Source organism: Streptomyces aquilus (assembly GCF_003955715.1).
GTDB classification, from domain to species: domain Bacteria; phylum Actinomycetota; class Actinomycetes; order Streptomycetales; family Streptomycetaceae; genus Streptomyces; species Streptomyces aquilus.
The window spans coordinates 6,272,429-6,284,590 of sequence record NZ_CP034463.1 but is presented as its reverse complement, the minus strand read 5'-3'; the positions used below and the strand labels follow the sequence as shown (position 1 = coordinate 6,284,590).

Genomic DNA, 12,162 nt, shown 5'->3' with positions numbered 1-12,162 from the left:
CTCTCGGTCTCGATGTGGACTGCGACTACCAGCGGTAGTGCGCGAAGGCCTTGTTGGACTCGGCCATCTTGTGCGTGTCCTCGCGCTTCTTGACGGCCGCACCGAGGCCGTTCGAAGCGTCGAGAAGCTCGTTGAGGAGGCGCTCGGTCATGGTCTTCTCGCGACGGGCGCGGGAGTAACCGACCAGCCAGCGCAGCGCCAGGGTGTTGGCACGGCCGGGCTTGACCTCGACCGGCACCTGGTAGGTCGCGCCACCGACACGGCGGGACTTGACCTCAAGCGTCGGCTTGATGTTTTCCAGAGCGCGCTTCAGCGTGATGACCGGGTCGTTGCCCGTCTTGTCACGCAGGCCCTCCATGGCGCCGTAGACGATGCGCTCGGCGGTGGAGCGCTTGCCGTTCAGCAGCACCTTGTTGATGAGCGACGTGACCAGAGGAGAACCGTAGACCGGGTCGATGATGACCGGGCGCTTCGGGGCGGGGCCCTTACGAGGCATTCTTACTTCTCCTTCTTGGCGCCGTAGCGGGAACGGGCCTGCTTGCGGTTCTTGACACCCTGGGTGTCGAGGGAGCCACGGATGATCTTGTAGCGAACACCCGGCAGGTCCTTCACACGGCCGCCGCGCACGAGCACGATGGAGTGCTCCTGCAGGTTGTGTCCCTCACCCGGAATGTAAGCGGTGACCTCGATCCCGCTGGTCAGACGCACACGCGCGACCTTACGCAGGGCCGAGTTCGGCTTCTTCGGGGTGGTCGTGAACACACGCGTGCAGACGCCACGACGCTGAGGGGAACCCTCGAGTGCGGGCGTCTTGTTCTTCTCGACCTTGTCCTGCCGGCCCTTACGGACCAGCTGCTGGATCGTAGGCACTACTTCTCCGGTTTCTGTGTGCCGATGGGTACAGCTAACCTGGAACGTCGCCGACCCACGCGGTCGGGTGTGTCGAATCCGGCAGACTCTCGCCGTGAAGCGAAAAGGGCGCAGATTACGGCGGCCGTGTCACGGCTCGCGATGCGGCTGAAGACACGCACGAGAGCCAGGGCACACCCCAGGCACAAGGTCTGAGCGTACCTACCTCATTCGCTGCGGTCAAAACAAATGGGCCTCACCCACAGAGCGGGGCGAGACATGTCAAGGCCCTACGCCGTGGATGATCTTCGATTTCACGCTCCGGACACGCCGGCACGGCACCCACGGCCGCTCATCCGGCCGCGAGGCCCACGATCAGCAACAGCGTCAGCACGAGCGCCCACCCCCCGACCGACAGCCACCCGAGGACCAGCCCGGTCAGCGCGAGACCGTCCCCCGCCTCCCCGGTCCGCTGCACCTCCGCCCGAGCGGCGTGCCCGAGCACCACCGCCGGAAGCCCCATCAGCCCGAAGGTCGGCAGACACAGCAGCCCGCAGACCGCCGCCCCGACCGCCTTGCCGTTGGTCCGCGGCCGAGCCATCGCCCGGAACGTCGGCGGCACCGCAGCGACCGGCGCCGGCTGCGGCACCGGCCCCAGGGGCAGATCGGCCACCAGCAGGGCCAGCTCCCCCACCGTACGCGCGGCATAGGCCCGCCCGACCCGCTTGTCGAACTCCCCCTGCTCCAGCCGCCCCTCCCCGAACCCCGCCCGAAGCACGTCAACGGCCCGCTCACGGTCGGCATGCGACGCGAGCATGGAAGACCCACCCTGCCACGGCTGCGGGCCCTGACCGCCCTGCCACGGCTGCGGAACCGGCTGAGTCATGGAACACCTCCCCCGCACGGATCGGAGTCCCTCTATCGTGCGCCGAACCGGTATTCCAGGCATCAGGTGTCCACCCGGAGAAAACCCGGAGACGCCCCCGAAAGCCGAAGGGCGGCCACCCCGTACGAAACGAGGTGACCGCCCTTCAGAACTTCAGGACTTCAGAACCGACTACTACTGGTTGTACGGACCGTAGTCGTAGTCCTCCAGCGGAACGGCCTGGCCGGAGCCCGTGCCGAACGGCGAGTAGTCGATGTCGTCGTAGCCGACGGCCGAGTACATCGCGGCCTTGGCCTCCTCGGTCGGCTCCACCCGGATGTTGCGGTAGCGGGACAGACCCGTACCGGCCGGGATGAGCTTACCGATGATGACGTTCTCCTTGAGGCCGATGAGGCTGTCGGACTTGGCGTTGATCGCCGCGTCCGTCAGGACTCGGGTCGTCTCCTGGAAGGAGGCGGCCGACAGCCAGGATTCCGTCGCCAGCGAGGCCTTGGTGATACCCATCAGCTGCGGACGACCGGAGGCCGGGTGACCGCCCTCCTGGACCACACGACGGTTCTCGGTCTCGAACTTCGAGCGCTCGACCAGCTCACCGGGCAGCAGCTCGGCATCGCCGGACTCGATGATCGTCACGCGGCGGAGCATCTGCCGGATGATGATCTCGATGTGCTTGTCGTGGATCGACACACCCTGCGAGTTGTAGACCTTCTGGACCTCGCCGACCAGGTGGACCTGGACGGCACGCTGGCCCAGGATGCGCAGCACGTCGTGCGGGTTGGTGGCACCCACGGTGAGCTTCTGGCCCACCTCGACGTGCTCGCCCTCGCTGACCAGGAGTCGGGCGCGCTTCGAGATCGGGTACGCCGTCTCGTCGCTGCCGTCGTCCGGCGTGATGACGATCTTCTTGGTCTTCTCGGTCTCCTCGATCCGGACGCGGCCGGAGGCCTCGGAGATCGGGGCGACACCCTTCGGGGTACGGGCCTCGAAGAGCTCGACGACACGCGGCAGACCCTGGGTGATGTCGTCACCGGCCACACCACCGGTGTGGAAGGTACGCATCGTCAGCTGGGTACCGGGCTCACCGATGGACTGGGCGGCGATGATGCCGACCGCCTCACCGATGTCGACCAGCTTGCCGGTGGCCAGGGAGCGGCCGTAGCACATGGCGCAGGTGCCGACGGCGGACTCACAGGTCAGGACCGAGCGGGTCTTGACCTCGGAGACACCGTGCCGGACCAGCTCGTCGATGAGGACGTCGCCGAGGTCGGTGTTGGCCGGGGCCAGCACCTTGCCGTCGACGGTGATGTCCTCGGCCAGCGCACGGGCGTACACGCTGGTCTCGACGTTGTCGGCCTTGCGCAGCACGCCGTCCGCGCCGACCTCGGCGATCGCGAGCTTGAGACCGCGCTCGGTGCCGCAGTCCTCCTCGCGGATGATGACGTCCTGCGAGACGTCCACCAGACGACGGGTCAGGTAACCCGAGTCGGCGGTACGCAGGGCGGTGTCGGCCAGACCCTTACGGGCACCGTGCGTGGAGATGAAGTACTCCAGCACGGACAGGCCCTCACGGAAGGACGCCTTGATCGGACGCGGGATCGTCTCGTTCTTGGCGTTCGACACCAGACCACGCATACCGGCGATCTGTCGCATCTGCATCATGTTTCCTCGGGCACCCGAGTCAACCATCATGAAGATGGGGTTCGTCTTGGGGAAGTTCTCGTTCATCGCCTCGGCGACCTCGTTGGTCGCCTTGGTCCAGATCGCGATGAGCTCCTGAGTGCGCTCTTCCTTGGTGATCAGACCGCGCTCGTACTGCTTCTGGACCTTCTCGTCCTGCGCCTCGTAGCCCTTGACGATCTCCTTCTTCGCCTCGGGAACGACGACGTCGGAGATGGCGACGGTGACACCGGAACGGGTCGCCCAGTAGAAGCCGGCCGCCTTCAGGTTGTCGAGCGTCGCCGCCACGATGACCTTGGGGTAGCGCTCGGCGAGGTCGTTGACGATCTCGGAGAGCTGCTTCTTGCCGACCGAGTAGTCGACGAACGGGTAGTCCTCGGGCAGCAGCTCGTTGAAGAGCGCGCGGCCCAGGGTCGTACGCAGCCGGAAGCTGTCGCCCGACTGGTACTCCGGCTCGCCCTCCTCGGCCGCCGGCGGCGTCCAGCCACGCGGCGGGATGGTGCCCACCGGGAAGCGGATGTCGACCTGCGACTGGAGCGCCAGCTCGCCGGCGTCGAACGCCATGATCGCCTCGGCCGTGGAGCCGAACGCGCGGCCCTCGCCCTTGGTGTCACGCAGCTCACCGTCGGTGGTGAGGAAGAACAGACCGAGGACCATGTCCTGGGTCGGCATCGTCACCGGACGGCCGTCGGCGGGCTTGAGGATGTTGTTCGAGGACAGCATCAGGATGCGGGCCTCGGCCTGCGCCTCCGCGGACAGCGGCAGGTGCACGGCCATCTGGTCACCGTCGAAGTCCGCGTTGAACGCGGTGCAGACGAGCGGGTGGATCTGGATGGCCTTGCCCTCGACCAGCTGCGGCTCGAAGGCCTGGATGCCGAGGCGGTGCAGGGTGGGAGCACGGTTCAGCAGCACCGGGTGCTCGGCGATGACCTCTTCGAGGACGTCGTACACGACCGTGCGGCCGCGCTCCACCATGCGCTTGGCGCTCTTGATGTTCTGCGCGTGGTTCAGGTCCACGAGCCGCTTCATCACGAACGGCTTGAAGAGCTCCAGCGCCATCGCCTTGGGCAGACCGCACTGGTGCAGCTTCAGCTGCGGACCGACGACGATCACGGAACGCGCGGAGTAGTCCACACGCTTACCGAGCAGGTTCTGACGGAATCGACCCTGCTTGCCCTTCAGCATGTCGCTGAGGGACTTCAGCGGGCGGTTGCCCGGACCGGTGACCGGCCGGCCACGACGACCGTTGTCGAAGAGGGCGTCAACAGCCTCCTGAAGCATGCGCTTCTCGTTGTTGACGATGATCTCGGGCGCGCCGAGGTCGAGGAGCCTCTTCAGACGGTTGTTGCGGTTGATCACACGGCGGTACAGGTCGTTCAGGTCGGAGGTCGCGAAGCGGCCACCGTCCAGCTGCACCATCGGGCGAAGGTCCGGCGGGATGACCGGGACGCAGTCGAGGACCATGCCCTTGGGGCTGTTGGAGGTCTGCAGGAACGCGGACACGACCTTCAGCCGCTTCAGCGCACGGGTCTTCTTCTGGCCCTTGCCGGTACGGATGATCTCGCGGAGCTTCTCGGCCTCCTCGTCGAGGTCGAAGGACTCCAGGCGCTTCTGCAGCGCCGCGGCACCCATCGAACCGTCGAAGTACGTGCCGAAGCGGTCACGCAGCTCGCGGTAGAGGAGCTCGTCGCCCTCCAGGTCCTGGACCTTGAGGTTCTTGAAGCGGGTCCACACCTCGTCGAGACGGTCGATCTCGCGCTGCGCACGGTCGCGCAGCTGCTTCATCTCACGCTCGGCACCCTCGCGCACCTTGCGGCGCACGTCGGCCTTGGCGCCCTCGGCCTCCAGCTCGGCCAGGTCGCTTTCCAGCTTCTTGGCGCGGGCCTCCAGGTCGGCGTCCCGGCGGTTCTCGATCTGCTGACGCTCCACGGAGACGTGCGCCTCCAGGGAGGGCAGGTCGCGGGTGCGGCGCTCCTCGTCGACGTACGTGATCATGTACGCCGCGAAGTAGATGACCTTCTCGAGGTCCTTGGGCGCCAGGTCCAGCAGGTAGCCGAGGCGCGACGGGACACCCTTGAAGTACCAGATGTGGGTGACGGGAGCGGCCAGCTCGATGTGGCCCATCCGCTCACGGCGCACCTTGGCGCGAGTGACCTCGACGCCACAGCGCTCACAGATGATGCCCTTGAAGCGGACACGCTTGTACTTGCCGCAGTAGCACTCCCAGTCCCGGGTCGGACCGAAGATCTTCTCGCAGAAGAGTCCGTCCTTTTCGGGCTTGAGCGTGCGGTAGTTGATGGTCTCGGGCTTCTTGACCTCGCCGTGGCTCCACTGACGGATGTCGTCAGCGGTGGCCAGACCGATCCGGAGCTCATCGAAGAAGTTGACGTCGAGCACTATGCGTCAATCCCTCTCAGGGTTGTAAGTCTTGGGGTCTGAAACGGGGGTCCTGGGGCCGGCCGGAGGTTCCTCACCAGGTCCTCCGGCCGGACTCCCGTCAGACCTCTTCGACGCTGCTCGGCTCGCGCCGGGACAGGTCGATGCCGAGCTCCTCCGCAGCGCGGAAGACATCCTCGTCGGTGTCGCGCATCTCGATGGACATGCCGTCCGAGGACAGCACCTCCACGTTGAGGCACAGGGACTGCATTTCCTTGATGAGCACCTTGAAGGACTCGGGAATGCCGGGCTCGGGGATGTTCTCGCCCTTGACGATGGCCTCGTAGACCTTCACGCGGCCGGTGACGTCGTCGGACTTGATGGTCAGCAGCTCCTGGAGGGCGTACGCGGCGCCGTATGCCTCCAGCGCCCACACCTCCATCTCACCGAAGCGCTGGCCACCGAACTGAGCCTTACCGCCCAGCGGCTGCTGGGTGATCATGGAGTACGGACCGGTCGAGCGGGCGTGCAGCTTGTCGTCGACCAGGTGGTGCAGCTTCAGGATGTACATGTAGCCGACCGAGATCGGGTCCGGGAACGGCTCACCGCTACGGCCGTCGAACAGCCGCGCCTTACCGGTCGGGAGCACCATGCGCTCGCCGTCGCGGTTCGGGATGGTGTGGTTCAGCAGACCCGCGAGCTCGTCCTCACGCGCACCGTCGAACACCGGGGTGGCGACGTTGGTGCCGGGGGCGACCTGGTCGGCACCGATGTTCTGGAGGCGCTGCGCCCACTCGTCGGCGAGACCGGAGACGTCCCAGCCGCGGCTGGCGAGCCAGCCGAGGTGGATCTCCAGAACCTGTCCCGGGTTCATTCGGGACGGCACACCGAGCGGGTTGAGGATGATGTCGACCGGGGTCCCGTCCTCGAGGAACGGCATGTCCTCGATGGGCAGGATCTTGGAGATGACACCCTTGTTGCCGTGGCGGCCGGCGAGCTTGTCACCGTCCGTGATCTTGCGCTTCTGCGCCACGTAGACACGAACCAGCTGGTTCACGCCCGGCGGCAGCTCGTCGCCTTCCTCACGGTCGAAGACGCGGACGCCGATGACCTTGCCGATCTCGCCGTGCGGCACCTTCAGGGAGGTGTCACGGACCTCGCGCGCCTTCTCACCGAAGATCGCGCGGAGCAGGCGCTCCTCGGGGGTCAGCTCGGTCTCACCCTTGGGCGTGACCTTGCCGACGAGGATGTCGCCGGCGACGACCTCGGCACCGATCCGGATGATGCCGCGCTCGTCGAGGTCGGCGAGGACCTCCTCGGAGACGTTCGGGATGTCCCGGGTGATCTCCTCGGGGCCGAGCTTGGTGTCACGGGCGTCGACCTCGTGCTCCTCGATGTGGATCGAGGAGAGGACGTCGTCCTGCACGAGGCGCTGCGACAGGATGATCGCGTCCTCGTAGTTGTGACCCTCCCACGGCATGAATGCCACGAGCAGGTTCTTGCCCAGCGCCATCTCGCCGTTCTCGGTGGCCGGACCGTCGGCCAGGACCTGGCCCTCGATGATCCGGTCGCCCTCGTTGACGATGACCTTCTGGTTGACCGAGGTGCCCTGGTTGGAGCGGGCGAACTTGGCCAGGCGGTACGTGATGTACGTGCCGTCGTCGTTGGCCGTGGTGATGTAGTCCGCGGAGACCTCCTGGACCACACCCGCCTTCTCGGCCTTGACCACGTCGCCGGCGTCGACGGCGGAGCGGTACTCCATGCCGGTGCCGACGAGCGGGGACTCGGACTTAATCAGCGGCACGGCCTGACGCATCATGTTCGCGCCCATGAGGGCACGGTTGGCGTCGTCGTGCTCGAGGAACGGGATCATGGCGGTCGCGACCGACACCATCTGGCGCGGCGAGACGTCCATGTAGTCCACGTCGTCACCGGGGACGTAGTCGACCTCGCCGCCACGGCGGCGGACCAGGACGCGGTTCTCGGTGAAGCGCATGCCCTCGTCGAGGGTGGCGTTGGCCTGCGCGATGACGAATCGGTCCTCTTCGTCGGCCGTCAGGTAGTCGACCTCGTCGGTGACGACACCGTCGACGACCTTGCGGTACGGCGTCTCCACGAAACCGAACGCGTTGACGCGGCCGTAGGAGGCGAGCGAACCGATCAGACCGATGTTCGGGCCTTCGGGCGTCTCGATCGGGCACATACGGCCGTAGTGAGACGGGTGCACGTCACGGACCTCGAAGCCGGCCCGCTCACGGGACAGACCACCAGGGCCCAGCGCCGAGAGACGACGCTTGTGCGTCAGACCCGACAGCGGGTTGTTCTGGTCCATGAACTGCGACAGCTGGCTGGTGCCGAAGAACTCCTTGATGGAGGCGACGACCGGCCGGATGTTGATCAGGGTCTGCGGCGTGATCGCCTCGACGTCCTGGGTCGTCATGCGCTCGCGGACGACTCGCTCCATACGCGCCAGACCCGTACGGACCTGGTTCTGGATGAGCTCGCCGACGCTGCGCAGACGACGGTTGCCGAAGTGGTCGATGTCGTCGGTCTCGACGACGATGTTCGCGCCGCTGTCGCCGACCGTCTCGGTCTCGCCCGCGTGCAGCTTCACCAGGTACTTGATCGTCGAGATGATGTCCTCGACGGTCAGGACGCCCGCGTCGAGCGGAGCCTCCGCGCCCAGCTTCTTGTTGACCTTGTAGCGGCCGACCTTGGCGAGGTCGTAACGCTTCGGGTTGAAGTAGAGGTTCTCCAGAAGCGTCTGCGCGGCCTCACGCGTGGGGGGCTCGCCCGGACGCAGCTTGCGGTAGATGTCGAGCAGTGCGTCGTCCTGGCCCTGGGTGTGGTCCTTCTCCAGGGTGGCGCGCATGGACTCGTACTCGCCGAACTCCTCCAGGATCTGCTCGGTCGTCCAACCGAGAGCCTTGAGCAGGACGGTCACGGACTGCTTGCGCTTGCGGTCGATGCGCACACCGACCATGTCGCGCTTGTCGATCTCCATCTCCAGCCAGGCACCCCGGGACGGGATGATCTTGGCGGAGAAGATGTCCTTGTCGGACGTCTTGTCGATCGAGGAGTCGAAGTAGACACCCGGCGAACGGACCAGCTGCGACACCACGACACGCTCGGTGCCGTTGATGACGAAGGTGCCCTTGTGGGTCATGAGCGGGAAGTCGCCCATGAAGACCGTCTGGGACTTGATCTCGCCGGTCTCGTTGTTGGTGAACTCAGCCGTCACGAAGAGCGGGGCCGCGTACGTGAAGTCGCGGTCCTTGCACTCGTCGATGCTGTTCTTCGGCGGCTCGAAACGGTGGTCGCGGAACGTCAGCGACATCGACCCGGAGAAGTCCTCGATCGGGGAGATCTCCTCGAAGATCTCCTCCAGACCGGACTTCGTGGGGACGTCCTGACCGGACTCCAGAGCCTCCTCGACCCGACTCTGCCAGGCGGTGTTCCCGAGCAGCCAGTCAAAGCTCTCGGTCTGCAGCGCGAGCAGGTTCGGAACCTCGAGAGGCTCCTTGATCTTTGCAAAGGAAATGCGCAGCGGGGCGGTGCTGGCGCCGTTGTTCGTATTCGCGGTCGAGGCGTTGCGCGAGGCGGCCAAGAGGGGGTCCTTCCGAGGGCTCGGACTCACTACGCGCGTACCGGTCCCTCCCCGGCGCATGAAGACAGGCTCCCCGCATTTGGCTTTTGGGCCAGGTCAGGGCGTTCCGGTCGTCGTTGCTGAGGCGAGGGCAGACCCCTGGTGACGGGCAGGGGGCAGCTAACAGGCAGCGCAAAGGGTCAGTGTAGCCACTTGGCGCACTGATGTCCAGCCCCGATTTTCTTTGACCCTCGTCACCCTCAACGCCTTCGGCATGCCTGCCCTCAACGCACGTTGATACTGCCCTCTTCGTCGCCGATCCATGCCTCGGATTCGGACCGTTCTGGCGACGCGTCCTGAGAATTGCGCGCTGCGTGCGGTTCGTCAAGGCCTGTCTCGCCCAAACCGGTCGCCACCTGGGGTGCCCGGAGGCACGGCGAAGATCACCATACCCCTCACGTCCTCGGGTACAACTCAGCCGCCACTGGAACCCCGGGAACGCCGAAGAGCGACCACCCGGATGGATGATCGCTCTTCAGCGCTACTGCGTTACAGGCCACTCAGGCCTGCGAAAGGTCTTACTTGACCTCGACGGACGCGCCCGCGGCCTTGAGGGACTCGGCGGCCTTGTCAGCGGCCTCCTTGTTGACCTTCTCGAGGACCGGCTTCGGGGTGCCGTCGACGAGGTCCTTGGCCTCCTTCAGACCCAGGGAGGTCAGCTCACGCACGACCTTGATGACCTGGATCTTCTTCTCGCCGGCGCCGGTGAGGATGACGTCGAACTCGTCCTTCTCCTCAGCGGCCTCGACCGGGGCGCCGGGGACGGCGGGGCCGGCAACGGCGACGGCCGCGGCGGCGGTGACGTCGAACTTCTCCTCGAACGCCTTCACGAACTCGGAGAGCTGGATGAGGGTCATGCCCTCGAACTCGGCGAGCAGTTCGTCCTGGGTGAGAGCCATGATGGCTTCCTTCCAAATCAATTCGGCTGGTGCCGGATGTACATGTCTGGCGGGCGTACGTTCGGCCCGCTACGACCACTTCCTGCGGCGCGGAGCCTCAGGCGGCGGTCATGATGCGAGCCGAATTACTCGGCACCGCCCTGCTCGTCCTGCTTGGCACGAAGCGCGTCCACGGTGCGGACGAGCTTCGACGGGAGCGCCTGGAAGACCTGAGCAGCCTGCGTCTGCTTGCCCTTCATGGCGCCCGCCAGCTTGGCGAGCAGAACCTCGCGGGACTCGAGGTCCGCGAGCTTCTTGATCTCGTCGGCGGACAGCGCCTTGCCGTCAAGGACACCGCCCTTGATGACGAGGTTCGGGTTGTCCTTGGCGAAGTCACGAAGACCCTTCGCCGACGTCACCGGGTCACCGGTGATGAAGGCGACCGCCGTCGGACCGTTGAACAGGTCGTCGAGCGTGTCGATCCCGGCCTCGTTGGCCGCGATCTTGGTCAGCGTGTTCTTCACCACGGCGTACTGGGCGTCGTCACCGAGCGAACGGCGCAGCGTCTTGAGCTGCGCCACGGTGAGACCCCGGTACTCGGTCAGCACAGCGGCGTTCGAGCTGCGGAACTGGTCCGCGAGCTCGGCTACCGCGGCAGCCTTGTCGGGCCTTGCCATAAGCGTGGCCTCCTTCCGGGTGATGAGGACCGCTCAGAAGGAGCTGCGAAAAACGAAACGCCCCGGCGCAGGCGCACGGGGCGTAGCTCAACCTTCATGGACGAATCCAGAACGGGAGCAACTTCCACAGTCACCTGCGCGGGTCGTCCGCGGTAATCAGCGGATCCTTCGGCCACCGCGCCCTCTCACGAGCACACGGCAACGACCAGCGGTCTTTGGCTTCTGAAGGAGAGTACGTGACCGGATCGCCGCGAGGCAAATCCGGTCGTACGGTGATCAGCCGCTCTGGGCGTCCTTCAGCATCTCGGCGAGGTCGGCGGTGTCCTTGGCGGGCGGCGCCGTGACCGTGACCGGCTTGTTGATGTCGAGGAAGGTGATGGTCAGGTCGAGCATGCCCTTGTCGGCGGCGCCCTTCATGCGGAACTGCTTGGTGTGGTCCTCACCGTCGATCCACATGTCCATCGTGAGCTTGTCGACGCCCATCTTCTCGTACTGCTGGACGCTCTTCTCGCGCTTCTCGCGGGTCGCCTTGTCCTCGTTCTTGAAGGAGTCCCGGAGCGCGTCGAGGGTGAGGGTGCCGGTGTAGTGGGTGGTCTCGACCCCGTCGACCTTCTCGGTGCCGACCTCCTTCACGTCCTTGGCGCCGGTCATGAAGGTGGACTCGGCGGCCGGGTTCTGCTCGGCCTGTCCGGCGCCGGCGGCGCCCCCGCCGAGCTGCTCGTCGCTCAGCGCGGACATGTCGAACTTCACCCAGGTCTTGCCGTCCATCTCCTTGGCCATCTCGGGGTTGCCCCCGATGTACATGGCCTTGTCGACGAGCCGGATCTCCGCGGAGCCGTCCTTGCCCTGGTCCAGCGCCGTCATCTTCATGCTCATGGCGATGGTGGGCTTGATCCGCATCGAGGCCTCGGCCTTGATGCGCCCCTGCTCCGGGTACTCACCGGTCATCCGGTAGCGCAGGGACGAGATGTCGTCCGAGTTCTTCGCCGCCTTGGACACCGCGGCGGCCGGCGTCATCTTCGGCGACTCCTCGGACTCCCCCTTGGAACAGCTCACCGCGCCGGCGGCGAGGGCCACGGCGGCCAGACCGACGCCGACCGTCCTGCGGCGCGCGGAACGTCGTGCAGAAAACCCCATCGATTCCCCCCAAGGAACGCGAGAAGTGTGACGACC

General features: G+C 66.1%; 8 protein-coding genes. All 8 read right to left on the bottom strand.

Annotated elements, in window-relative coordinates; translation table 11 throughout:
• Positions 1-25: 25 nt before the first annotated feature.
• Entirely contained in the window at positions 26-496 is a 471-nt protein-coding gene (rpsG, locus tag EJC51_RS29020; protein ID WP_009330725.1) for a 30S ribosomal protein S7, read from the bottom strand.
• Positions 497-498: 2 nt separating this feature from the next.
• A complete protein-coding gene (rpsL, locus tag EJC51_RS29015) occupies positions 499-870 on the bottom strand; it encodes a 30S ribosomal protein S12 (protein ID WP_003948652.1) in 372 nt (123 codons plus the stop codon).
• Between the two features lie 331 nt (positions 871-1,201).
• Entirely contained in the window at positions 1,202-1,735 is a 534-nt protein-coding gene (locus EJC51_RS29010) for a DUF1707 and DUF4190 domain-containing protein (RefSeq protein ID WP_126273779.1), read from the bottom strand.
• A gap of 174 nt (positions 1,736-1,909) precedes the next feature.
• The gene (locus tag EJC51_RS29005) at positions 1,910-5,809 is read right to left on the bottom strand and encodes a DNA-directed RNA polymerase subunit beta' (protein ID WP_126273778.1); all 3,900 of its coding nucleotides are present in this window, start codon (positions 5,807-5,809) and stop codon (positions 1,910-1,912) included.
• Between the two features lie 100 nt (positions 5,810-5,909).
• Positions 5,910-9,395 (bottom strand): DNA-directed RNA polymerase subunit beta, encoded by a 3,486-nt coding sequence (gene rpoB / locus EJC51_RS29000; protein WP_079312384.1) that lies wholly within the window; start codon positions 9,393-9,395, stop codon positions 5,910-5,912.
• A gap of 557 nt (positions 9,396-9,952) precedes the next feature.
• On the bottom strand, positions 9,953-10,336 hold the full coding sequence (gene rplL / locus EJC51_RS28990; RefSeq protein ID WP_126277170.1) for a 50S ribosomal protein L7/L12: 384 nt from the start codon (positions 10,334-10,336) through the stop codon (positions 9,953-9,955).
• Between the two features lie 122 nt (positions 10,337-10,458).
• Positions 10,459-10,989, bottom strand: a complete 531-nt coding sequence (gene rplJ, locus EJC51_RS28985; protein ID WP_126273777.1) for a 50S ribosomal protein L10 — start codon at positions 10,987-10,989, stop codon at positions 10,459-10,461.
• 276 nt (positions 10,990-11,265) lie between these two features.
• Complete coding sequence (locus EJC51_RS28980; protein ID WP_126273776.1) at positions 11,266-12,126, bottom strand: SCO4651 family lipoprotein; 861 nt, start codon at positions 12,124-12,126, stop codon at positions 11,266-11,268.
• Between the last annotated feature and the right edge of the window lie 36 nt (positions 12,127-12,162).